The following is a 22,136-nucleotide window of genomic DNA, read 5'->3' on the forward strand; positions in this document are numbered from 1 at the left end:
CCCCGCCGGAGCCGCCGCCATGGCCGAGAACCAACCCATCATCGTCAAGAAGGTCAAGAAGGGCGGGCACGGCCACCACGGCGGCGCTTGGAAGTTGGCCTACGCCGATTTCGTCACCGCGATGATGGCGTTCTTCCTGCTCATGTGGCTGCTCGGCACCACCGATCCCTCCTACCGGCAGGGCATCGCCGAATATTTCAAAGACCCCTGGAAACCCTCGGTCGCGGGCGGGGCCAACACCGGCGACGCCACCAGCATCATCAAGGGCGGCGGCGAAGACCTCACCCAATCCGAAGGCCAGGTGAAGCTGACCAACAAGGGCAAGCAGGACATCACCGCCGAGGCCGGGGAATCGGAGGAGGAGCAGAACGACAAGGACTTGGAACGCAAGGACCAAGCCCAGCTCGAAGCCATGGAGCAGAAGATCGAAAACATGATCGAAACCGACCCCCTGCTGCTGCCCTATGAAAACCAATTGCAGATCGACATCACCGAGGATGGCCTGCGCATCCAGATCATCGACGAGGAAGGCCGGCCGATGTTCGAATCGGCCAGCGCCCGGATGGCGGGCTACGCCGCGCAAATCCTCCACGAGATCGCCCCGGTCATCAACGAACTGCCCAACAAGATCAGCATCGCCGGCCACACCGACGCCAAGCCCTTCCCCGGCGGCGGCCAGGGCTATAGCAACTGGGAACTGTCCGCCGATAGGGCCAATTCCGCCCGCAAGGAATTGATCCGCGGCGGGCTCAAGGAAGACAAGATGATGCGGGTGGTGGGCTTGTCGTCCAGCGTGCCCCTGGTGAAGGACGATCCCTTGCACGCCACCAACCGCCGCATCTCGATCACGGTGATGAACAAGCACACCGCCGACGAAATCACCGAGGGCGATGGCAGCATGAATGTCTCGGCCCAAAAGCCCCTGAACATGCAGGCGCTCGAAGCCGCCAAGGAGGCCGCCAAAGCCGCCGCCCATCCCCCTCCGCCGCCGCCCGCACCCAAGGGCGTGCCCGGCACCTTGACCGGCGGCGGCAAGTCCAGCCTGGCGAAGCCGGGCATCATTCCGGGCACGCTGACCGGGCGGCAAAGCGGCGCACCGCCGCCCGCGCCCGCCGCCCCGGCCCATCCACCAGACCATTGAACGGCATGGGCGCATCGCTCTGGATCAGGATCGTCCTGGCGCAACTGGTCGCGGCGGGCTTGGTCGCGCTGGGGCTCAAAGCCGGGCTGCTGACCGGAATGGGGACCGCGACGCCCGCGCTGGCCGGGTTGGTCGGCCTCCTGGCCCTGGGCCTGAGCTGGGCCTGGCGCTTGCCGGTGTGGTGGCGGTGGATACAGGGGGGGTTCGTGCCCGCCTTGGCGGCGGCGGCTTGGCTGCATGCGCCGCCGTGGGTGTGGCTGGCGGGCTTCGCGCTGTTGTGGCTGGTGTTCCGGGGCGCTCCCCGCGAACGGGTGCCGCTCTATCTCAGCAATTCCGATACCTGGGACGCGCTGGCCGGGCTGTTGCCGAAAAAGCGGGCTTTCGCCTTGATCGATCTGGGCTGCGGCCTGGGCGGCGGCTTGGCGGGACTGGCCCGGAAATTCCCGAATGGCGCGTTCCAAGGCGTGGAATCGGCCCCGCTGCCTTGCCTGTGGGCTTGGCTACGGGCGCGGGGCCGGGCCAATCTCCGTATCCGCTGGGGCGATTTGTGGAGCGAGGATTTGGGCCGGTACGACGTGGTCTACGCCTTCCTGTCGCCCGAGCCCATGCCGGAACTCTGGCTCAAGGCCCGGCGCGAAATGCGGACGGGTTCGCTCTTGGTCAGCAATAGCTTCGAGGTGCCGGGCTGGGTGCCGGACCACGTCCTCACGCTGGACGATGCGCGGCGGACGCGGTTGTTGATCTGGCGGATGTAACCGCAAGCAACGCCCTCCCGACTTGCCCCCACCCAATACCACAGCCCCCCTTGCGCCGCAACTCCAACCGCACACACCTTTTCACAGCATTCCCGCGCATTATTCGCCTAGGATAATCCAGGGCGATGGATATAGTGATTATCAACGCCGCCGCCATCGGGCCAGCGACGGGAATACCCCCTATTTCCGCCCGATCATTTTGCGCGAGGACAGTACCATGAATAAATCCACCCTATTCCGCCCACTGCTGGGTTTTGGACTCTTATTGAGCGCTTCGGCCACTTTCGCCGCGACGCCAGTCGGGCTATGGGAAATCCGCTCCTACCGGGAACCCGGCCTCACCTTCGGAACGGTGAACCAAGTGTGCTATCTGACCAACGGCTCTTGGTATTCCCTGACCTTCCCCGGTGCCAATGGCGAATGGTTCCAAAAAGGCGACCGCATCCGCTCGACGGCCTTCTCGCCCCAAAATGGCTGGAACCACACCCTATTCGGCCAGTTCGCGAGCAATACCCTATTCACTGGGGAATATATCGGCTTTTTGAACAACCCGGCCACCCAACATCCAGACACCACGGAAAAGGGTAATTTCACAGCCGTTTTCATGAGCCGGACGTGCCCGCCGAACCCCGCGCCTTGAACCACGGCCAGGCCATCCGCGCCCCTTGCCGGACGCGGATAGCCCAGGCGCTCAAAACAAATACGGATGCGCCGCCGTGAACCCATGCACCTTGGCGCGGGGCTTGAACGTGGGCGGCAGCCAAGGCTCCGCCGTCTTGCCCGCGAGGTATTGCGCCAGCCACAACGCCTGCTGGCGGATCGGCATGACATAGGCGTAAATCCGCCCGTCGGCGCATTCGACGGCATCGCCCAGGGCGTGGATATCCGGGTCTAGGGTGCGGAGGAACGCATCGACCAAGATACCCCGGTTCACCGGAAGACCCGCCGCCTGCGCCAGGGCGGTGCGCGGCTTGAAGCCACAGGCGACCACGATGCCGTGGAAACCGCCTGCCGACCCATCCGCCAGTTTCACCGCGTAAAGTTCGCCCTCGCGCTCGAAACCCTGCACGGCGGCATCCAGCCGCACCTCGATCCCCATTCCGGTCAACACCTGGAGCAAAGTGGCCGAATCCGCCTCGACCAGTTGCCGCTCCATCAGCCTCGGGAGGGCATGGAACAGCGTCACCGCATCGCCCGCCTTGGCGAGGTCGGAACCCGCCTCGCAGCCGATCAAGCCGCCGCCCACCACCGCCCAACGCGGGATTTCGCCCCGCGCCAGGATAGCGGCCCGCTCGCGGCGCAGCCCGATCAAATCGTCCAGGCTGTTGACCACCCGGAAATCCCCGAAAGCCCGGAACGGCGGCGGAACCAGGGCGTCCGAGCCGGGTGCCAGCACCAGCTTGTCGTAGCCCAGGCTGAATTCCTCGCCAGCGCGGCGGCATCGCACGGTCTTGGCGGCACGGTCCACGGCCAGCGCCTCGACCGGGGCCAATATCTCGATACCGGCTTTGCCCAAATCGCCGAAGGATTTTAGGATGATCTTGGTTTCCACATCGTCCCGCGAGAAGCCATGGGACAGCATGGGGCGGGAGTAGTAGCCGTGGGTTTCCTGGGTCAGCACGGTGATGGCGCTGTCGGGGCTATGTTTCTTGAGTTCCTCGGCGAAGGTGATGCCGGCCATGCCGGAGCCGATGATGAGGGTGTGCATGGGGAGTCCTCTATGGAAAGCCTGGAAACGGGGAAACGCGGGATTTTCCGGCGGGTTCAGCGCGACAACGGCCTGATCCCCACACTCGCCCGCACCTTCTTCATCAAGGGCGCGCTATATTCCCGCGCCTTGGCCGCCCCTTCCCGCAAAGCCTCCTCGATCTTCTCCGGCGCTTCCATCAGGGCGTCGTAGCGCTCCCGCGCCGCTTTCAAATGCTCGTTCAGATACTCGAACAACACGCCCTTCATCTCGCCCCAGCCGATGCCTTCCTGGTAACGGCGGCGGATGGCGGTGGTTTCCTCCGGGGTGGCGAAGGCTTTGTAGATGCTATAGAGCGTGCAGGTATCCGGGTCTTTCGGGACGCCGGGCTCCAGCGAATTGGTCTTGATCTTGTTGATGAGCTTACGGAACGGCTTTTCCGCCAGGAAGATCGGGATGACGTTGTCGTAGCTCTTGCTCATCTTGCGGCCATCCAGCCCCGACAAGGTGGCGGTATCCTCGCTGATGACCGCTTCCGGCAACACGAAATGCTCGCCATAGATATGGTTGAAGCGGCCCGCGATATCCCGCGCCATCTCGATATGCTGCACCTGGTCCCGGCCCACCGGCACCTTATGGGCGTTGAACATCAGGATATCCGCCGCCATCAGCACCGGATAATTAAAGAGGCCCATGGTCACGCCCTTGTCCGGGTCGCCCTCGCCGGAATCCTCGTTGGCCTGCACCGCCGCTTTATACGCATGGGCGCGGTTCATCAAGCCCTTGGCGGTGACGCAATTCAGCATCCAGGCCAGCTCGGCGATTTCCGGCACATCCGATTGGCGGTAGAACACCGCGTTGGCGGTATCCAACCCCAGCGCCAGCCAGGTGGCGGCGATTTCCAGGGTGGAGCGGTTCACCCGCTCCGGGTCTTGGCATTTGATGAGGGCGTGGTAATCGGCCAGGAAATAGAACGGCAGCACATCGTGGCGATGGCTGGCCTCGATGGCCGGACGGATCGCGCCGACATAATTGCCGAGGTGGGGCGTGCCGGTGGTGGTGATGCCGGTCAGGACGATGGATTGGCTGCTCATGGGATTCAAGGGGTTGGGATGGACGAGGGGGCGCAATATGACACAAAGCCCCCGCCTTGCCAAACCTCGTTCCAGCGTATCCGCCCACCCCTTTGGACTTGACTCCGGCATGATGCGCCGCCACGCAATTTCGCTAGACTATAACCCGGCATTCACAGTAGGCCGCACTCCCAATCCGGGGTAAGCCATATGCTCAATCAGAACAACACCACGAGAGCGCGTGACATGGATCATCATCCCAACGAAGATGCCCTGATCGGGCCGACCCTTCCCCCCATGGCGATGAACCGCCGCAATTTTCTGGGCGTGGGGGCCACCCTGCTCGGTGGACTCTGGGCCGAACGGGTATTCCCCGAAACAGCAGATCAAGCCACCCTCCCGCCCAAGGCTTGGCGGGACTTGGAACTCCGCCTGCAAGGCCGCTTGCTCCGGCCCGGCCAAGCGGGCTTCGCCAGCCTGGCCTTGCCGAACAACCTCCGCTATGCCTCGATCCTGCCGGAAGCCATCGCCATCTGCGCCAACGCCGGGGACATCGCCCAATGCCTGCGCTGGTGCGCCGACCACGGGATGCCGCTGGCCGCCCGCGGCGGTGGACATTCCTACGCGGGCTATTCCTGTACCTCCGGCTTGATGATCAACCTGTCGGCGATCAACCAAGTCGGCTACGACAAGGCGAGTGGCAGGGTCACGGTGGGCGGGGGAGCCCGCAACGGGGCGCTCTATTCGGCGTTGCAAGCGATGGGACGCTCCGTCACCCATGGCCGCTGCCCCACGGTCGGGGCCGGGGGCTTCCTGCTCGGCGGCGGCATCGGCTTCGATATGCGGGCCAACGGCGTCGGCAGCGACAAGCTGGTCTCCACCGAAGTCGTCCTGGCCGACGGCTCCCTGGTGACGGCCAGCGCCACCCAGAACCCGGACCTGTTCTGGGCCTGCCGCGGCGGGGCCGGCGGCAATTTCGGCATCAACACCGCGTTCACCCTGGACACCTTCGCCATCGACCGGATCGTGGTGTTCTCGATCCAATGGAGCATGGTGCCCGACGACTTCATCGCCACGCTGTTCCAAACCTTGGAAGCGGCCCCGCGCGGCCTGGGGTCGCGGGTCGGCCTCGCGCCGGGCCTGGATGCGGCCAGCGGGGCACGCGGCATCAATGTCAATCTATTAGGACAGTTCAACGGCTCCGTGGACGAGTTGCGGGATATCCTCCAGCCCGTTTTCCTGATGGCGACGCCCACCGATCAAATCATCGACCGCATGCACTACTGGACGGGGCAGAGCTATATCGTCGATCCCGAAGGGGCCAGCCACTACCAGGAACGCTCGCGCTTCGTCAACGGCGGCTTGCCGGAAGCCGCCATCCCCGTCATCCGCGCTTGGCTGAGGCGCTGGAACCTCGCGGAGGGCAGCGGGCTCATCAAGTTTTTCCAGACCGGCGGCGCGGTCAACGACCCCTCGGCGGACGCCAGCGCTTTCGTGCATCGCTCCAGCCAATGGCTGGCATCCATCGGCATCCAATGGCAGGGCGATCAATCCGCCGCGGAACAGCAATGGATGCACCGCTGGCAGGATGGCTTCTACCGGGAAATCACGCCCCTGGCGGGTGGCGGCGCCTTCCAGAACTTCGTCGATCCGTCGTTGGAAAATTGGGAAACCGCCTATTACGGGACCAACCTACCCCGGTTGCGGAAAATCAAGGCCCGTTTCGATCCCGCCAACCTGTTCCGTTTCCCCCAATCCATCCCGCCCGCCCGAGCCTGACGGCCCCGGTCGGCCCGCCGGTCGTAGGCATCCGCTACACGCTTTCGTTTACAATGTCCCACCGAACCCGAGGAGCCCCCATGTTGGACTACGAAGAAAAGCGCGATTTCATCCGGATGCAGGCCGAATGCAAAATGCGGTACCGGCTGGCCGGGGAGGAAACTTATACCGACGGCCAATGCCTTAACCTCAGCGGCTCCGGCATCCTGTTCCAAGGCCCGCGGCCGTTGGAACCGGGCAAGGCCGCCGAGGTCCACCTCGTCCCCGACCACAAGATCACCCCGCCCCTGACCGCCTATCTCGAAGTGGTGCGTTGCGAAGCGGTCGGGGACGCCGATGGGCCCTACCGCATCGCCGGGGCGATCAAGGGCATCAAGGACGAATAAAGCATCCCCTGTCCGCCCAACCCGGCAGGATACCGCCATCACCGGCCCGAACCCACCCGCCCGGCCCCGTCCGGGCGGTTCCAGACGAAGATGTTCACGATCACCAAAGAAGTCTATTTCTGCTACGGCCACCGCCTGATGCGGCATCCGGGCAAATGCCGCCATTTGCACGGCCATAGCGTCAAGGCCGCCATCACGGTCCAAGCCGCCGGATTGAACGAACAGGGCATGGTCTGCGATTTCGCCGATATCGCCCGCATCGCCTCCGACTATATCGACCGCGAACTCGACCACAACCTCCTCTTGCACCGCGACGACCCGCTGGTCCCGCTACTGACCGCGGCCGGCGAGCGCTACTCGCTGCTGGACGAGCATCCCACGGCGGAATACCTCGCCCAACTCATCTACCGCCACGCCCAAAGCCAGGGACTCGCGGTCGCCAGCGTGACCCTGTGGGAAACCGCCAGCGCCTGCGCCACCTACTCCGAACCCTGATGAGCGCCTTCCACCCCCTGGACAAGGCTTTCTGGCTGCACCGGGTGTGCGAGTCCAATTACCAAAAGCTCTCCGACCTCATCCCCGGCCTCGCCGGGATCGAGGCGTCCGCCACCGCCCTGGCCGGCGGCAAGCCCGCCCTGCACCTGCATGTGCTGGAACGCTCCCGCTATACCCTGCTGCTGGAACTGACCCACGCCTTCGCCCCCGGCCAGGGCATGGCGCTGGAACCCAAGGTCAGGATCAGGGTCTGCCTGGACGCCAAGACCGCCGAGGCGCTGTGCGACACCCACCACCCATCGGTCTGGGAGGCGCTGGAGGCCGCGCCCAGCCCGCGCCGGGTGCTGGATTACAAATGGGGGCTGAATTATTTCCTGGCCCGCTGGCTGGACCATTGCCTGTCCAGCGATTACCGCTTCGGCGAAACGCGGGCCGGGCAGGAAACTTGCTTGGCGGTATCCTAGACGCAATGGCGTTCAGCTTGGATCAAGCGGTGCCCTGGGGCCGGTCGTTCGAGGAATACCGGGCGATGTTCGCGTTATCGGAGGCAGATTTGCAGCGCCGGATACTCGGCTGCGGCGACGGCCCGGCCGGCTTCAACCGCGAATGGACCCGGCGCGGCGGCGCGGTGCTGTCGATCGATCCGCTATACGCTTGCTCCGCCGGGGCCATCGCGGACCGCATCGCCGCCACCTATCCCGAAGTCATGGCCCAAACCCGCGCCAACGCCCATGAATTCGTGTGGGACCACATCGCCTCGGTGGAAGCGCTGGGCCGGGTCCGCATGGCGGCGATGCGGGAATTCCTGGCCGACTATCCACGGGGACGGGCCGAAGGCCGCTATGTCGAGGGTGGCCTGCCCCAGTTGCCCTATGCGGACGGCAGCTTCGATTTGGCGCTCTGTTCCCATTTCCTATTCCTCTATAGCGCCCATTTCCCGGCGGAATTCCACTGGGCCTCGGTGCGGGAATTGTGCCGGGTCGCGGCGGAAGTACGCATCTTCCCGCTGCTCGAACTGGGTTCGGCGCGGTCCCGCCATCTGGATGGCGTGCTGGAACGGCTGGCCGGGGCCGGTTTCGCGGCGGAGGAAATCCGGGTGGATTACGAGTTCCAGCGTGGCGGCAACCGCATGTTGCGGATCGCGCCCCGAATTCACCAGCGGTAGACCGCCCGCACCCGGTTCCCCGCCCCCAGGAACTCCACCGACTCGCACAAATCCTCGACCAAGCCGATACCCCGCCCGCCGTGGCGCGGGGATTGGCGGAAACCGCGCCGCCAGCGCTCGTAATCGAAGCCCGGCCCGTCGTCCTCGATCCCGATTTCGAGCCGCCCGCCATCGCCGTCCGGCCAGGCCGCGAGGCTGATATGGATGCGGCCCCGTTCCAATCCGGCCAGGCGCTCGCGCCGCTCGCGGAAATAGCGGGCGAAGCCTTCCGGGTCCGCCTTGACGCGCGATTCCAGCCGCAGCACCCCGTGGTCCAGGGCGTTGTTGAACAACTCCGACAGGATGGTGAACAAGGGCTGGCGGCACCCCCTCAAGCCTTGCAGGTCGACCAGGGTATCCACCAGCAAGGGCACCACGTCCAGGCGCTTGAGGGCGGCGGCGCCCAGTTCCAACTCCCAATGCCAATCGACCACCGGGACCGCCACCGGGCCGGGCGCGGGCGGGAGGGCTTCCCCACAGGCCGTCCCGGCGACGGGCGGGTCGAGCGCGGACCCGCCGCAAGGAATCACCGCCAAGGTGAGGTCGTCCTCCTGGGGCGCGGCGGCGGTGAAACGGTCCAGCCCGTCCACCAAACGCCCGAACGCGCCCGCGCCCCCCGCCAAGCAGGACCAGACCCGCTGTTCGCCGAAGCATTCCCCCTGGGCATCGCGGGCCTCGACGATACCATCGGTCATGACCACGATCTGGTCGTCCGCATCGACCGCGATCCAGCGCAATTCGCACGGCCCGATTTCGTCCAATATCCCCAGGGGGATCGAGGACGAAGGCACGCGCTCCTTGAGGCTCCCCGCCGCCCCGCCCAGCACCAGCACATCGGGCAGACCGCTGTTGCGGATGCCGGCCCAGCACCCCTCCCCGTCCAGGCACACCAGCGCCGCCGCCAGGAACATGCCGGTGGGCAGGGTACGCCTCAGCTTGCGGTTGATCTCGACCAGGATTTCGGCGGGCGCGAAGCCCTTGGCGGTCATGCCGCGGAACACATCCGCCGCCGGCAACGCCCCGATGGCGGCCGCCAGCCCATGCCCGGTGAAATCCCCCACCAACACATGCAAGGCGCCGGAAGGGCTGCGCTCGACCAAGAGGATGTCGCCGCTGAAAACCGAGGCCGGGCGCTGTAGGCCATGGATCGCGGCGAGTTGGGCGGGATCGGCCATGGCGGTCTTGGCATAGACCTGCCGGGCCAGTTCCTGCTCGAAGACCAACTCTTCCTGCTGGGCGCGGGCGGTGCGGCACAGTTGCGCCACCCGCCCGAATACGGCGAGCTTGGCCCGGAGTTGCACCGGATCGACCGGCTTGGCGAGGAAATCGTCCACGTCCGCGTCTTCGTCCCGGTCCGCCTCCATCCGCCCAACCAGTTCGTGCGCCTCGGCCGGGGTGGCGAGGACGATCACCGGCACGAAGCACCCGCCCGCCGCCGCCTTGATGCGCCGGGCCACCGCATGGCACCCCTGGCCGATAGCGGCGGCGTCCATGAAGACGATACCGGGGGCAAACCGCCGCAACCCTTCGAGGGCGGCTTCGCCGGAACGCGCCTCGACCACCACGAAACCCCGCGCCTCCAAGCCGGCCACCAGCGGACGGACACCGGACGGGTCGTCATGCAACACCAGCGCCTTGCCACCGTCTTCCATCCGGGGGCGCATCGGAACGGATCGTGTCATGGATCGCCTCGCATTTTCTTGTTCATCCCGGCCCGGCCCCCGGGACCGACCCAACCCAGCCCCGCCGTCAACGGTTACAATCCCCAGGACTTCGCTTCCGGATTCCCACATCATGCATCGATCCTTCCTATTCTACGCGGCGGCGGCGGCCGGGCTGGGCGTGGCCCTGGGCGCGTTCGGGGCGCACGGACTCAAATCCACGCTGACCGAGGCCCAGATGGCCACCTACCGCACCGCCGTGGATTACCAAATGTGGCACGCCCTGGGGTTGGGCCTCGTCGGCCTATGGGCGGAGCGCCACCCCGGACTCAAATTATTGCGCTGGGCCGGCGGCCTGATGCTGGCCGGGATACTGTTGTTCTCGGGCAGCCTATACCTGCTCAGCCTGGGCGGAGGGCGCTGGCTGGGCCTGATCACGCCCTTCGGCGGCACGGCCTTCCTCGCGGCCTGGCTGGCGCTGGCTATCGCCGCCCTGCGCCGGTCCGGTGACACTTGAAACGCAGGCCCGGCCCGTTTCCCGGAACCCATGGCTGTCGATGTCTGGCGATTTTTACGCCCATAGCCCGCCATCCCGGAAATTCGGGCCGGAAATCAATGCAATAGCCCTCAGGACCATGTCTCAAGCCGGAAAAGCGCTCCAAGATGAACCACGCTTACGGGCGCGGACGCCCAAAGCGTCGATAAATCTTACAAACCCAGCCCATCGGCCAATGCCGACGGCGGCGTCCCCATCCGGCGGCCCATCGGCGAACACCCGCGCTGCCAAAAACAATAGCTTGGTTTTCAGCCACTTGCTGGAATGCCCGGCTATCATGCCCGCCCCGGCACCATTCCATGGTACGGAGGCGCACACCCTTGGTTCCATACGGCACGGAACCTGCTTAAAATAGCCCGGCAAAACCGCTCAAATCGTTATAAGCCTTTGAGTAGCTTATAAAAAAAGTTATTATTGGCTTTACAGGGCGGCATAGCCGCTGGGAATGCACACGAAAAAAAACAAGAAAAGCAGCCTCCCCCAGCGGCAGTCTTTGCCAGGAAAAACCCGGCGTAAAGCGAGCCTGGGGAAACCCGCCCGTCGCCGACATCCGTCCGGCCACAACGTCCCGCCTTCCCCGCCATGGAAGACACCTTGCCATACCGGGAAGTGGACTGGTCGTGCCGAAAACCGATGCGGATTGCGCGGCGGCCCGTTCCTCCCCCGCACGGCCCCATACCGTACCCGTCCCCATACGGTGGCGGGACACCGATCCGCCCATGCCCGTCCGAATTTTGGAGAGAACCCAGCATGAACCTTCTAACCGACCCCGTATTCAGGGTCCAGGCCGCGGGTGGCAACGACGCCACGACCCTGCCCGGCCTGCTGGCGCTGCTCGGGCAGGACCGGGTGGAATCCCTGCCCGGCCTACAGCGGCATCAGGAAGACGCTTTCCACATGTTCCTGTGCTATCTGGCCGGGGCGGCGCTGGTGGGTGCCGGGGCGGACGACCCACGGCAAACGGCGGATTTCTGGCGGGCAGCGCTCAGGACCATGGCCGGGCGCGGCAACGATAGCGCCTGGTCGCTGCTGGTGGCCGACCCCACCCAGCCGGGTTTCATGCAGCCCCCGCTGGCTTCCCCGGAGGAGTTCGAGCGCGAATTCAAGACCGAGCGCCAGACCCCGGACGCCATCGACGTGCTGCTCACCGCCAAGAACCACGATATCAAAGCCACCAAATCGCTCTCGCCCAGCCCGGACGAATGGGCCTACGCCTTGGTCAGCCTGCAAACCATGTCCGGCTACATCCTCAAGCACCAAGGCATCGCCCGCATGAACAGCGGCCTCGGCAGCCGGGCCTGCGTCTCGGTGGTCTACGGCGAAACCCTGGGCCACCGCTGGGAACGCGATACCCGCAAGCTATTGGCCCTGCGCCCCGATTTGCTCCGCGCCCCCTGGCCCTACCGCGCCGACGGCCTGGTGCTGACCTGGCTGCACGCCTGGAACCGCAAGACCAGCCTCGACCTCGACCAGCTCGACCCCTTCTTCATCGAAGTCTCGCGCGGGGTGCGGCTGGTGTGGCAGGAAGGCCGCATCGTCGCCCGCACCGCCACCGAGCAAGCCCCGCGCATCAACGCCAAGGCCCATAACGGCGTGCTGGGCGACCCCTGGATTCCCATCAACCGCAACGACCCCAAGAAGGGCGAATCGGCCCTGACCGTGGGCGCGTCCGGTTTCACGCCGGAACTGCTGCGCAACCTCTTGTTCGAGGACGGCTTCGAACTCGCCCCCATGCAGCGCCCCGACCAGGGCCGCGACCACCAGCCGGTGCAATTCACCGCCTCGGTCCTGGTCCGGGGCCAGGGTACCACCGATGGCTTCCGCACCGCCCAAATCCCCATCCCCGCCCCCGCCGCCCGGCGGGTGTTCCAGCAAGGCCCGGAGCGCGAGCGGCTGGCCCGCCTCAGCAAGACCGCCCTGACCGACGCCGCCGAACTCCAGAACCGCGCCCTGAAACCGGCGGTGTTGTCCCTCTTGCAGGCGGGTTCGGACCGCATCGATTTCGAGAAGCGCGAAATCACCGCCTGGTGGCAGCAAAGCGCCCGCCGCTACGCCAACGCCTGGGGCGCGGTGTTCTTTGTCTGGCTATGGGAAGCGGGCGAATCGGACTCCGACGCCGAGGCCCTGCGCAACTGGCATCTCAGGCTCAAGGACTGCGCTTGGAACGCGCTGCTCGAAGGCATCACCAGCTATCCCGGTCGCGAAGGCCGCCGCTACCGGGCGCGGATCCGCTCGGAAAACATCTTCCAGCGCAACCTGCTCAAACTATTCCCCGAATTGAAGGAGCTTCCGCATGACCCCGACCCCGCCGCAGCCGTTTCCACCCGCCACCACGGTGGATGCGCTGGGCCGAATCTTAGCCTCCCATGAACTGCCGCCGGGCGACCGGGCCGCGCTCCGGCGCATGATCCCGGCCCAGCGCCCGCCCCTGGCCTTCTTCCGGCTGGCCTGCCGCGCCCTGCCCCCCGACTGGGAAACCCACCACCGCGAATGGACCACCGTGGTGGCGGGTATGGCCCTGATGTGCCCGGACCCCCACCGTCCGGGCCGCGCCGTGGGCGTGGCGCTGGCCGAGGCCGGGCTGTCCGAATCGCGGCTGGAACGCCTCCTGGTCGCCGAGGGCGAATTCCTCGGCACCACCCTGCTCCGCACCGCCTATTTCCTGGGTGCCAAACAACTGCCGCTCGACTGGACCGAATTCGCCCGCCTGCTATTCGTCACCGACCGGGACGAGCGGGAAACGGTCCGCCTCGCCATCGCCCGGGATTTCTACCGCCCGCCGGAAGCCCGGCCCAGAAGGAATTGACACGCATGTTCGTACAGATCCATACCCTGACCTCCTATCACGCGGCCCTGTTGAACCGCGACGATGTCGGCCTCGCCAAGCGGATTCCGTTCGGGGACGCGCCGAGGCTCCGGGTTTCCTCCCAATGCCTCAAGCGCCATTGGCGGGCCGCGCTGGCCCAGGACACCGGGCTGCCCGGCGCGATCCGCTCGCGGCAGTTCTTCGCCCGCGAAATCCTGCCCCGGCTGGTCGCCGCCGACCTGCCCGAGGATTTGGCCCGGCGCTTGACCCGGCGGCTGATGGAGAAGCTGATCGACGGCGGCACCGAGGACGGCGAATCCCTGGCGCTGAAACAAGCGGTGCTGTTCGGCAAGCCGGAGGCGGATTATCTGGTGGCGCTGCTGGAGAAATGCGCGGCGGCGGGGGACGGGGACGCGGCCATCGGCGCTTTGGACGCCCATTTCAAGGCCGAGAAAAAGAACCTCAAGGCCATGCTGCGCCAGGCCGGTTACGGCAATCTGTTCGCGGGGATCGAGGGGGCCCTGTTCGGCCGTTTCGTGACTTCCGATGTGCTGGCCCGTTCCGACGCCCCGGTGCATGTGGCCCACGCCTTCACCGTCCATCCCCTGGATACCGAAGTGGATTATTTCACCGCCGTGGACGAACTCAACCGCATCAACGAGCCGGGCGCGGCCCACGCCGGGGATATGGAGCTCGGCAGCGGCCTGTTCTACGGCTATGTCGCGGTGGATATCCCGCTGCTGGTTTCCAATTTCTGCGGCTGCGATATCCGCGATTGGCGCAACCAGGACGCGGCCACACCCCGCGCCGTGCTGCGGCACTTGATCCGGGCCATCGCCACGGTGTCGCCGGGGGCCAAGCTCGGGGCCACCGCGCCCTATGCCTACAGCGAATTCGTGCTGCTGGAAGCCGGGCATCAGCAACCCCGCAGCCTCGCCAACGCCTATCTGCAAGCCCTCGACCACCGGGGCGACCTGATGCAGAACGCCATCGACCGCCTCGACGGCCACCTCGACAGCCTGGAGGCGATGTACGGCCCCACCAGCGAAGCCCGCGCCCTCAGCACCAACCGCGACTGGCCCGGAACCGGCCCGGCCCGGCAGCCTTTGGACGCCGCCATCGCGCACATCCTGGACGCCGCCCTCGGAGCCTAGCCCATGGATATCCTGCTGCTGCGGTTCGACGCGCCCTTGATGAGCTTCGGCGCGGTCATGGTGGACCAGCATGGTCCCACCGACCGCTTTCCGGGGCTGTCGATGCTGGCGGGCTTGTTCGGCAACGCGCTGGGGCTGCGCCATGGCGACGCCCACGCCCTGGAAGCCCTGCAAAACCGCATCGAATACGCCGCCCGCTGGGATATCGAGCCCAAGGAATTGCTGGACTACCACACGGTGGACCTGGGCCAGGCCAAGATGTCCGAACCCGGTTGGACCACCCGCGGCGAACCCGAACACCGCACCGGCGGCGCGGCGGCGGCGCAGGGCATCCACCAGCGCTACCGGCATTATTGGGCCAACGGGGTGATGACCCTGGCGGTGGGCCTGCGGGGGGAAGGGGCCGAACCCTCGGCGACGACCCTGGCGGAACGGCTGCGCCAGCCGGCGCGTCCCTTGTTCCTGGGGCGCAAGACCTGCCTGCCCAGCGCCCCTTTGCTACTGGGGCGGGCCGACGCCCCCGACGTGGTCGCGGCGCTCCGGACGGCCCCGGTGGCGCGGCGACCGGGCCATGTTCCCGCCACCCGGATGGCGGCCTGCTGGCCGCTGGGCTTCGGCGAAATCGGGCCGGGCCGCCGCGTCCCGGTCTACGACCGGCGCGATTGGCGCAACCAGGTCCACGCCGGGCGGCGGCAACGCTACGAAGGCTGGCTGGAGGTCGGCACCCCATGAACCCGCGCCTCTACATGCTGAACCTGGACCTCGATACCGAGGCCTTGATCCGGTTCGCGCAGGATCAAGGACTCAACCACGGCCACGACGAAGACCTGGGCTACGCGGCCCATGCCTGGCTCGCGGCCTGCTTCGGCGAACTCGCGCCCAAGCCCTTCCGCCTGCTCAACCATCACGGGCCGCATCTACGGCTCCTGGCCTACAGCGAACACGACAGCCAAACCCTGCTGGACCGCGCCGCCGCCGCGCCGGAAGCCCGGAAGGCGCTGCATCCCACCGGTCCCGTCCACGCCGCCCTGGCCGGGAATTGGCGGGTCGGCGACCGGCTGGACTTCGAATTGCTGGCCTGTCCCGTCACCCGCCGGGACCAGAGCGAAAAGGACGTGTATCTCCGGCGCTTGGAAAACCCGCCACAGGGCCAGCCCCCGCCGGAACGCGGCGCGGTCTACCGCGACTGGCTGGCCGCGCAACTGGCCGGGGCGGCGGATTTGGAAAGCTTCCGGCTGGAAGGCTTCCATCTGGTCCGCATCCTCCGGCGGACCCAGGCCACGGCGACGGCGAAAACCCGCACGGCCCCGGCCATCACCCGGCCCAGGGCGCTGTGCCGGGGCGGGCTGCGCATCGCCGACCCCGAACTTTTCCAAAGCCTGCTGAAACGCGGCATCGGGCGGCACCGGGCCTTCGGCTATGGCATGTTGCTCTTGCGGCCCGGCGCGGGTATAAGTTGACCTTTCCCTCCCCCGCCACCGCGGGGATCGACCGGTAGCGGCCAAAACGGACGCTAACACGACCCACTTCCCCGCCCACGCGGGGATCGACCGATATTGCTGTGGACGACGAAGCTGCAAGACCGCTTCCCCCGCGCCGGCGGGGATAGACCTTACTAGGGCTTATTGCAAACGCCACGGTAAACCCTTCCCCGCCCACGCGGGGAACCGCCTCCCGCCCCCAGGAACCCGCCTTCCACGGGGGGCGGGCCAAGGCATCCGGCTCAGTGCCCGCCCGCCTCCTGCGCCAAGACCCAGGGCGCGACCACCACCGCCCTCAGCGTCTGCCCCGTGGCTTCCCAGCGCTGGGCATGTTCGTCGGTGGCGCGGACCACCCGGCCCGCGTCCAGCCAGCCCCGCAAGGCCCCGGCGTCGTCCGCCGCGACCCGCGCCGCCACCTCGACCAGGTCCAGGCCGGGGGACACCGCGACCACGACGCCCCTGGCGAAATGCCGCTGCAAATCACCCCAGGAAATCAGGCCGGTCTCGGCGGCCAACTTCCTATGCAACTCGGTCGTTTCCATCGCTTCCACCCCAAAAGCCGCCAGTATAGGGCAAGCCGGCTCAAGCCGGACCGCTCCCGCCCCGCGCCTCGGGTTCGACCGCCAACACCCGCTCCGCCAAGCGCTCGCCCGCCTCGGTCAACGGATGGAACACCACGTCCGCGCCCACCCGGTACAATTCCGGGTCTTCGTGGGAATGGAAGGCCGTGGTGCCGATGGAGCCCTGGAACCCCAAGGCCCGCAGGCGCTCCACCGTGGTCCGCCGGGCCTCGAACTCCGGCAAGGTCAGGATCACGCCCTTGATCCGGCCCCAGGAGAACGCCTCCCACAACTCGGGGTCCTCGGCATCGCCGTAATGCACGCGCAAGCCCTGGTCGCGGTATTTGCCCACCCGTGTCGGGTCGGCGTCCAGGCCCATCACCCGCGCCCGGTGGCCGTCCAGGGCCAGATAGGCGGCGGTGCCGGTGCGGCCCATGCCGATCACCAGCCATTCCGCCGCGCCGGTGCTGACCGGCAGGCGGTCGGGATGCCTGCCCTTGCGCTCGTAGCGCACCAGCCAGGGTTCCAGCCAGGAGAACAAGCGGTGCGACACCCGGTTCAAGGGTGCCGCCAAGGCCAGCGATCCCGCCACCGCGCAGGCCAGCACCGGTCCCCATTCCGCCGCCAGCAAGCCGCCCTCGATCACCACGGCGGACACGATCAAGGTGAATTCGCTGTAGGTCGTCAAGGCCAACGAAGACACGAAGGCCGTGCGGGCGCGCAGCCCCACCACCAGCAGCAAGGCGAAGAACAACACCCCCTGCAAGGGCAGCAAGGCCAGGAGTTGCAAGGCCCGCAGCGCATCCGCCTGGGTGGGGAGGCCCGCCAAGCCGATTTGCAGGAAGAACGCGACCAGGAACACCTCCTTCAAGCTCCAGAGCTTCTTGGCGAGTTCGCCCGCGTCGCGGTGGCCCGCCAACAGCATCCCCATCAGCAAAGCCCCCAAATCGCCCGCCACGCCCACGGTCTCCGCCAATTTGCCGCCGGCGAAGGCCAGCAGTATCCCCAGCAGCAATTGCAATTCGTCGCCCCGCCCCGCCTCGAACAGGCGCGCGACCAAAGGCCGCAACAAGGGCAAGGCCAACAGGCCCAGCGCCCAGGTCGAAGGCCGCTGCCCGCCCGCCACCGCCAACAAGGCCACGGCGACGATATCCTGCAAGATGAGGATGCCCAGCACCGTCCGGCCATGGAAGGTGCCGAGCTCGCGGTTGTCCTCCAAGACCTTCACCGCCAGGACCGTGCTGGAAAACCCCAGGCTCGCGCCCAGCACCAGGCCCCCGGTCAAGCGCTGGTCCTGCATCAGGAAGGCCAGCCCCGACACCCCGGCCACGATGAGCAAATGCAAGCCCCCGACCCCCAGCACCTCGCGCTTGACCAAGGTCGAAAAATTGAGCTTCAGCCCGACCGTGAACAACAACAGCAGGATGCCGTTCTCGGCCAGATGGGACAGCACCGCCTCGGAGCGTATGCCGAGCAGATAGAGCCCATAACCGGCGGCGAGATAACCGACCAAGGGTGGCAAGAACAATCGGCAGGCCAAGAGGCCCGCGATATAGGCGGCGCTGATCCAGAGCAATTCCATGGTGGGTGGGTTCCGGCGGAAGGGAGGGCGGGATTCTGCCCCATTTCGGAGCTATCTTCGCCGATTGCCGCCGCCGGGAAAAGCCGCGTTCCGTCGAACGGAGGGCCGGAAGGCGGACAGCCCGGCCCGGAACCCCGCAAACCAGGCCCAAACGCCACCCAGCGTCCGGGCCACGGTCAGGCCAGCTTGAACCCCCCCACCATCACGATCAATTCCCGCGACTGGTCCTCCAGGCTGGCGGCGGCGGCGGCGGCTTGCTCGACCAGGGCGGCGTTGCGCTGGGTCGCCTCGTCCATGTTGGCCACCGCCAGGGCCATTTGCTCGATGCCCTTGGATTGCTCGCGGCTGGCCCCGCTGATATGGGTGACCAAACCCGCCACCCGGTGGAACGATTCCACCACCTCGCCCACCGTGGCCCCGGCCTGGTGCACCAACTGCCCCCCGGCCTCGACCTGGGCCGTGGTCGCGGCGATCAAGGCCTTGATTTCATGGGCGGCCTGGGCGCTGCGCTGGGCCAGCGCCCGGACCTCGGTCGCCACCACCGCGAAACCCCGGCCCTGCTCGCCCGCCCGCGCCGCCTCGACCGCCGCGTTCAGCGCCAGGATGTTGGTTTGGAAAGCGATGCCGTCGATCACCCCGATAATATCGGCGATGCGCTTGGAACCCTGCTGGATATCCTCCATGGTCGCGACCACCCGCCGCATCAGTTCGCCGCCGCGGGTGGCGGTGGCGTTGGCCGCTTCCGCCAGGGCGTTGGCCTGCGTGGCGTTCTCGGCGTTCTGCTGCACGGTGGCGCTGAGCTGGCCCATGGACGAGGCCGCCTGGTCCAGGCTGGCGGCTTCCTCCTCGGTGCGCCGCGACAAATCCATATTGCCGGCCGCGATCTCGCTGGCCGCCGTGTGTATGGCCTCGCTGGATTGTTTGATCCCGCCGACCACCGACCGCAACCGGGCCACGGTGGCATTGGTGTCGTCCTTCAAGCGGCCCAGGGTGCCTTCGTAGGCGGCCTCGACCTGGCGGGTCAGGTCGCCGGTGGAAACGGCGTGCAACACCCGCGTCACCTCGGCCACGCCCTCGGCGCTGGTCTCCAGGAAACGATTGATGCCCCGCGCCAAATCGGCGAAAAAGCCCTGCTTGTCCCCCAGCGCCAAGCGGCGACCGAAATCGCCCTGGGCGGCGGCGGCGACGATCTCCCCGATTTCGCGCTCGACCGCCACCTCGGCGGTGCGGTCGCGGAACTCCGCCACCATGCCCAAGCGTTCGCCCTGTCCACCCAGCACCGGGTTGAACGCCGCCGCCAAGCGCCGCCCGCCGAATTCCAACTCCGCCAGTCCGACGCCGTCCAGACCGGCCCAGCGCCGGGCCTCGGGATGCAGGCGGTCGATCCTGCCGCCGACCATATTCCCGGCGTCGAATTCCGGCCAATCGCGGCGGATGGCGGCCTCGGCCTCCTGGAAGATGCGCCGCGCCGCCGGGTTGGCGTAGATGATGGCCTGTCCGGGATCGGCGATCATGACGCCGGTGCTGACGTTGTCCAGGGCGATCTTGATCCGGGCCATGGCCTCGGCGGCGCGGTGTTCGCCATCGAGGCGGTCCAGCAATTGCCCCCGCATCCGTTCGATGGCGGCCATCAGGCTGTCGCGGTCGCCGCTACGCAAGGCGATTTGGGCGGATAGATCGCCGTCGGCGATACGGTGGGCGATGGTGGCGGCGGTGTCCGGTTCCCCGCCCAATTGGCGCATGACCGCGCGGGTGATGGCGAAACCCAGGCTCCCCACCAGGCCCGAGACCAACAGCACGCCGATCCAGGTTTGCCACACGGCCTCGGTCTGGAACTCCACGGCCCGGGCGGCGGCTTGCTTGGCCAAACCGGCGTTGTATTTGGCGTGTTCCTCGAGCAGGGTTTGCAGGGTCCGGCCTATCGGGGTGAGGCGGTCGACGGCGTCGCGGACCGGCCTCTTGTCCGTTTTGCCGCCCAGGGCCAGCACCTCGGCGATCCCGGCCTGGTATTGGGTCCAATGCTGTCGCTCGGTGTCCAGGAAATGCCGGTCCTTCTCGTCCGAAACCAGCGTCTCGTAGGCCCGGAGCGCCCCGGACAGGCCACCACGGGACTCCTGCAATTCCTGCTCCAGCTTGGCGGCCTTGGCCGGGTCCTCGTTCAACACATAGCGCAACACCCGCACCCGGACCTGCCCGAAATACTTCACCGCCTCGTTCACCCCGACCAGGGAGGGCACGCTGCTGGCATTGGCGAAATTGGCGGCGGCGAACACCTGTTTGATCTGATAATTCGCCAAGACCGCGACGCCCGCCAAGCCGAACAGTCCCAGGCCGACGAGCAGCAGGATTTTCCTGGCGACGGTCATTCTGATTTTCATTATGGAATCCCCCTTGCTTTGGAACACCGGCGGTCCGCCAGAGGGTGGGCGGTGCCGTGTTCCCCGGCAAGTATGGCACGGGGTTCCGGGAACGGCGGGCGGGGGGAATCGGGACCGGAGCTTCGGAGCGGCGGGCGGGAATCAAGCCGCGGGCGGCGGGGTGGCGGCGCACCGGCGCAGGGCGTCCAGCAGGCGGTCGATTTCCTGGGCCGTGTTGTAGGCCAGGAGTCCGATCCGCAGCCAACCGCCGTCCGCTTCCACCCCCAGCCGCTGGCACAGGCCCAGGGCGTAGAAATTGCCATGCCAGGTGAAAATGCCTTGTTCGCCCAAGACCCGCGCCAACTGGGCGGGCGTCCAACCGGCCAAGCGGAGCGCCACGGTGGGCGTGCGGTTCGCGGTCCGGGCGGGATCGGCCTCGCCATAGACCCGCAGCCCCGGAATCCCGGCCAACCCCGCCAGCAAATGGCGGGACAGGCCGCGCTCGTAGTCGCGGCTGGCGGTCATGGCGGCGACCAGGGCCGCACGGCGGTCCCCGGCCCCAGGGGCGACCTCGCGGCCCAGCGCCTCCAGATATTGCAGGGTCGCCAGCACCCCGGCCAGGGCTTCATGGTTCTGGGTGCCGGTTTCCCAGCGCCCCGGCACGCTGTCCGGGGCCGGGGCCAGCTTGTCGGGGCGGAGCCGGGCCAGATGCGCGCGCTTGCCGTACAACACCCCGAGATGCGGCCCGTAGAATTTATAGGCGGAACAGGCCAGGAAATCGCAATCCAGCGCCCCGACATCGATGGGACCGTGCGGGGCGTAATGCACCGCGTCCACGAACGCCCACGCCCCCGCCGCATGGGCCAGCCGCACCACCTCCGCCACCGGATTGACCGTGCCGACCGCGTTGGAGGCATAGCCCACCGCCACCAGCCGGGTGCGGGGATTGAGCTGGCGGGCGAGATCGTCCAGGTCCAGGCGGCAATCCTCGGGATGGATATCGACCACGCGCACCACGACGCCCCGCTCCTCCAGGGTCCGCCACGGGCAGACATTGGCGTGATGATCGAGCCGGGTGACGACGACCTCGTCCCCCGCCACCAGTTCGCGGCCCAGGGCGCGGGCCAGATGGAAGGCCAGCGTGGTCATATTGGCCCCCAGCACGACCTCGTCGGCGGCGCAGCCCAGGAAATCGGCCAGCGCGGCGCGGGCCGCGCCGATCAAGGCGTCGGTCTCGCGGCTGGTGACGAAGGCGCCGTGGGTGTTGGCGTTGGACGTGACCAGATAGCGGGCCATGGCCTCCACCACCGTGCCCGGCACCTGCGCCCCGCCCGGACCATCGAAGAACACCGGCACCCGGCCCTCGATCTCCTCGGCCAGGGCCGGGAACCAAGCGCGGACCCAAGCGGGGTCCAAAGGCCGCGGCCCCTGTCCTGCCACCGGTTTGTCCATGGCGACC

Annotated in this window: 21 protein-coding genes; 14 read left to right on the forward strand and 7 right to left on the reverse strand. The window is 67.2% G+C overall.

Annotated features, from left to right (window positions below):
• Window positions 1-19 precede the first annotated feature (19 nt).
• From motB to K5658_RS16645, 3 genes are all read left to right on the forward strand, one after another.
• Complete coding sequence (gene motB / locus K5658_RS16635; protein ID WP_221064212.1) at window positions 20-1,141, forward strand: flagellar motor protein MotB; 1,122 nt, start codon at window positions 20-22, stop codon at window positions 1,139-1,141.
• Between the two features lie 5 nt (window positions 1,142-1,146).
• On the forward strand, window positions 1,147-1,896 hold the full coding sequence (locus K5658_RS16640) for a class I SAM-dependent methyltransferase (RefSeq protein WP_221064213.1): 750 nt from the start codon (window positions 1,147-1,149) through the stop codon (window positions 1,894-1,896).
• A 217-nt stretch (window positions 1,897-2,113) separates the two neighbouring features.
• Window positions 2,114-2,536 carry a hypothetical protein gene (locus tag K5658_RS16645; RefSeq protein ID WP_221064214.1) on the forward strand — a complete coding sequence of 141 codons (423 nt, stop codon included), beginning with the start codon at window positions 2,114-2,116 and terminating at the stop codon, window positions 2,534-2,536.
• A gap of 51 nt (window positions 2,537-2,587) precedes the next feature.
• Here K5658_RS16645 and K5658_RS16650 read toward each other — a convergent pair whose 3' ends face one another.
• Both K5658_RS16650 and K5658_RS16655 read right to left on the reverse strand, forming a co-directional pair.
• Window positions 2,588-3,604: an NAD(P)/FAD-dependent oxidoreductase gene (locus tag K5658_RS16650; protein WP_221064215.1), complete on the reverse strand. Its 1,017-nt coding sequence runs from the start codon at window positions 3,602-3,604 to the stop codon at window positions 2,588-2,590.
• Window positions 3,605-3,660: 56 nt separating this feature from the next.
• Window positions 3,661-4,677 (reverse strand): tryptophan--tRNA ligase, encoded by a 1,017-nt coding sequence (locus K5658_RS16655; RefSeq protein ID WP_221064216.1) that lies wholly within the window; start codon window positions 4,675-4,677, stop codon window positions 3,661-3,663.
• 225 nt (window positions 4,678-4,902) lie between these two features.
• On the opposite strand from K5658_RS16655, the gene K5658_RS16660 reads away from it, so the two are divergent.
• From K5658_RS16660 to K5658_RS24005, 5 genes are all read left to right on the forward strand, one after another.
• A complete protein-coding gene (locus tag K5658_RS16660) occupies window positions 4,903-6,435 on the forward strand; it encodes an FAD-binding oxidoreductase (RefSeq protein WP_221064217.1) in 1,533 nt (510 codons plus the stop codon).
• A gap of 80 nt (window positions 6,436-6,515) precedes the next feature.
• The gene (locus K5658_RS16665) at window positions 6,516-6,821 is read left to right on the forward strand and encodes a PilZ domain-containing protein (protein ID WP_221064218.1); all 306 of its coding nucleotides are present in this window, start codon (window positions 6,516-6,518) and stop codon (window positions 6,819-6,821) included.
• 90 nt (window positions 6,822-6,911) lie between these two features.
• Complete coding sequence (locus tag K5658_RS16670) at window positions 6,912-7,316, forward strand: 6-pyruvoyl trahydropterin synthase family protein (RefSeq protein WP_221064219.1); 405 nt, start codon at window positions 6,912-6,914, stop codon at window positions 7,314-7,316.
• Window positions 7,316-7,780, forward strand: a complete 465-nt coding sequence (locus K5658_RS16675) for a DUF1249 domain-containing protein (RefSeq protein WP_221064220.1) — start codon at window positions 7,316-7,318, stop codon at window positions 7,778-7,780. Before K5658_RS16670 ends, K5658_RS16675 begins: the two co-directional genes overlap by 1 nt.
• Window positions 7,781-7,785: 5 nt before the next feature.
• The gene (locus tag K5658_RS24005; RefSeq protein WP_221064221.1) at window positions 7,786-8,481 is read left to right on the forward strand and encodes a class I SAM-dependent methyltransferase; all 696 of its coding nucleotides are present in this window, start codon (window positions 7,786-7,788) and stop codon (window positions 8,479-8,481) included.
• On the opposite strand, the gene K5658_RS16685 is transcribed toward K5658_RS24005, so the two are convergent.
• On the reverse strand, window positions 8,469-10,202 hold the full coding sequence (locus tag K5658_RS16685) for an ATP-binding SpoIIE family protein phosphatase (RefSeq protein WP_221064222.1): 1,734 nt from the start codon (window positions 10,200-10,202) through the stop codon (window positions 8,469-8,471). The genes K5658_RS24005 and K5658_RS16685 overlap by 13 nt on opposite strands.
• A gap of 112 nt (window positions 10,203-10,314) precedes the next feature.
• On the opposite strand from K5658_RS16685, the gene K5658_RS16690 reads away from it, so the two are divergent.
• From K5658_RS16690 to K5658_RS16715, 6 genes are all read left to right on the forward strand, one after another.
• Window positions 10,315-10,698: a DUF423 domain-containing protein gene (locus tag K5658_RS16690; protein ID WP_221064223.1), complete on the forward strand. Its 384-nt coding sequence runs from the start codon at window positions 10,315-10,317 to the stop codon at window positions 10,696-10,698.
• 789 nt (window positions 10,699-11,487) lie between these two features.
• Entirely contained in the window at window positions 11,488-13,107 is a 1,620-nt protein-coding gene (gene casA / locus K5658_RS16695; protein WP_221064224.1) for a type I-E CRISPR-associated protein Cse1/CasA, read from the forward strand.
• Entirely contained in the window at window positions 13,031-13,543 is a 513-nt protein-coding gene (casB, locus tag K5658_RS16700; RefSeq protein ID WP_221064225.1) for a type I-E CRISPR-associated protein Cse2/CasB, read from the forward strand. Before casA ends, casB begins: the two co-directional genes overlap by 77 nt.
• A 5-nt stretch (window positions 13,544-13,548) precedes the next feature.
• A complete protein-coding gene (gene cas7e, locus K5658_RS16705) occupies window positions 13,549-14,697 on the forward strand; it encodes a type I-E CRISPR-associated protein Cas7/Cse4/CasC (protein ID WP_221064226.1) in 1,149 nt (382 codons plus the stop codon).
• A gap of 3 nt (window positions 14,698-14,700) precedes the next feature.
• Window positions 14,701-15,429: a type I-E CRISPR-associated protein Cas5/CasD gene (gene cas5e, locus K5658_RS16710; RefSeq protein ID WP_221064227.1), complete on the forward strand. Its 729-nt coding sequence runs from the start codon at window positions 14,701-14,703 to the stop codon at window positions 15,427-15,429.
• A complete protein-coding gene (locus K5658_RS16715) occupies window positions 15,426-16,157 on the forward strand; it encodes a type I-E CRISPR-associated protein Cas6/Cse3/CasE (RefSeq protein WP_221064228.1) in 732 nt (243 codons plus the stop codon). Before cas5e ends, K5658_RS16715 begins: the two co-directional genes overlap by 4 nt.
• Window positions 16,158-16,420: 263 nt before the next feature.
• Here K5658_RS16715 and K5658_RS16720 read toward each other — a convergent pair whose 3' ends face one another.
• From K5658_RS16720 to K5658_RS16735, 4 genes are all read right to left on the reverse strand, one after another.
• Window positions 16,421-16,720 (reverse strand): DUF2288 family protein, encoded by a 300-nt coding sequence (locus K5658_RS16720; protein WP_221064229.1) that lies wholly within the window; start codon window positions 16,718-16,720, stop codon window positions 16,421-16,423.
• 40 nt (window positions 16,721-16,760) lie between these two features.
• Window positions 16,761-18,320 carry a cation:proton antiporter domain-containing protein gene (locus K5658_RS16725; protein ID WP_221064230.1) on the reverse strand — a complete coding sequence of 520 codons (1,560 nt, stop codon included), beginning with the start codon at window positions 18,318-18,320 and terminating at the stop codon, window positions 16,761-16,763.
• Window positions 18,321-18,496: 176 nt separating this feature from the next.
• The gene (locus tag K5658_RS16730) at window positions 18,497-20,698 is read right to left on the reverse strand and encodes a methyl-accepting chemotaxis protein (RefSeq protein ID WP_221064231.1); all 2,202 of its coding nucleotides are present in this window, start codon (window positions 20,696-20,698) and stop codon (window positions 18,497-18,499) included.
• 141 nt (window positions 20,699-20,839) lie between these two features.
• The gene (locus K5658_RS16735; RefSeq protein WP_246628473.1) at window positions 20,840-22,093 is read right to left on the reverse strand and encodes a cysteine desulfurase-like protein; all 1,254 of its coding nucleotides are present in this window, start codon (window positions 22,091-22,093) and stop codon (window positions 20,840-20,842) included.
• Window positions 22,094-22,136: the final 43 nt, after the last annotated feature.

Origin of the sequence: Methylomagnum ishizawai (assembly GCF_019670005.1) — a bacterium.
Classification (GTDB): Bacteria; Pseudomonadota; Gammaproteobacteria; order Methylococcales; family Methylococcaceae; genus Methylomagnum; species Methylomagnum ishizawai.

What these genes read in the sequence shown, in the direction of transcription:
- cas7e (WP_221064226.1), top strand. Translation starts at nt 13,549, where the DNA reads ATGTTCGTACAGATCCATACCCTGACCTCCTATCACGCGGCCCTGTTG.
- K5658_RS16730 (WP_221064231.1), bottom strand. Translation starts at nt 20,698, where the DNA reads ATGAAAATCAGAATGACCGTCGCCAGGAAAATCCTGCTGCTCGTCGGC.
- casB (WP_221064225.1), top strand. Translation starts at nt 13,031, where the DNA reads ATGACCCCGACCCCGCCGCAGCCGTTTCCACCCGCCACCACGGTGGAT.
- cas5e (WP_221064227.1), top strand. Translation starts at nt 14,701, where the DNA reads ATGGATATCCTGCTGCTGCGGTTCGACGCGCCCTTGATGAGCTTCGGC.
- K5658_RS16655 (WP_221064216.1), bottom strand. Translation starts at nt 4,677, where the DNA reads ATGAGCAGCCAATCCATCGTCCTGACCGGCATCACCACCACCGGCACG.
- K5658_RS16725 (WP_221064230.1), bottom strand. Translation starts at nt 18,320, where the DNA reads ATGGAATTGCTCTGGATCAGCGCCGCCTATATCGCGGGCCTCTTGGCC.
- K5658_RS16640 (WP_221064213.1), top strand. Translation starts at nt 1,147, where the DNA reads ATGGGCGCATCGCTCTGGATCAGGATCGTCCTGGCGCAACTGGTCGCG.
- K5658_RS24005 (WP_221064221.1), top strand. Translation starts at nt 7,786, where the DNA reads ATGGCGTTCAGCTTGGATCAAGCGGTGCCCTGGGGCCGGTCGTTCGAG.
- K5658_RS16660 (WP_221064217.1), top strand. Translation starts at nt 4,903, where the DNA reads ATGGATCATCATCCCAACGAAGATGCCCTGATCGGGCCGACCCTTCCC.
- casA (WP_221064224.1), top strand. Translation starts at nt 11,488, where the DNA reads ATGAACCTTCTAACCGACCCCGTATTCAGGGTCCAGGCCGCGGGTGGC.
- K5658_RS16685 (WP_221064222.1), bottom strand. Translation starts at nt 10,202, where the DNA reads ATGACACGATCCGTTCCGATGCGCCCCCGGATGGAAGACGGTGGCAAG.
- K5658_RS16670 (WP_221064219.1), top strand. Translation starts at nt 6,912, where the DNA reads ATGTTCACGATCACCAAAGAAGTCTATTTCTGCTACGGCCACCGCCTG.
- K5658_RS16645 (WP_221064214.1), top strand. Translation starts at nt 2,114, where the DNA reads ATGAATAAATCCACCCTATTCCGCCCACTGCTGGGTTTTGGACTCTTA.
- K5658_RS16650 (WP_221064215.1), bottom strand. Translation starts at nt 3,604, where the DNA reads ATGCACACCCTCATCATCGGCTCCGGCATGGCCGGCATCACCTTCGCC.
- K5658_RS16690 (WP_221064223.1), top strand. Translation starts at nt 10,315, where the DNA reads ATGCATCGATCCTTCCTATTCTACGCGGCGGCGGCGGCCGGGCTGGGC.
- K5658_RS16720 (WP_221064229.1), bottom strand. Translation starts at nt 16,720, where the DNA reads ATGGAAACGACCGAGTTGCATAGGAAGTTGGCCGCCGAGACCGGCCTG.
- K5658_RS16715 (WP_221064228.1), top strand. Translation starts at nt 15,426, where the DNA reads ATGAACCCGCGCCTCTACATGCTGAACCTGGACCTCGATACCGAGGCC.
- K5658_RS16675 (WP_221064220.1), top strand. Translation starts at nt 7,316, where the DNA reads ATGAGCGCCTTCCACCCCCTGGACAAGGCTTTCTGGCTGCACCGGGTG.
- K5658_RS16665 (WP_221064218.1), top strand. Translation starts at nt 6,516, where the DNA reads ATGTTGGACTACGAAGAAAAGCGCGATTTCATCCGGATGCAGGCCGAA.
- motB (WP_221064212.1), top strand. Translation starts at nt 20, where the DNA reads ATGGCCGAGAACCAACCCATCATCGTCAAGAAGGTCAAGAAGGGCGGG.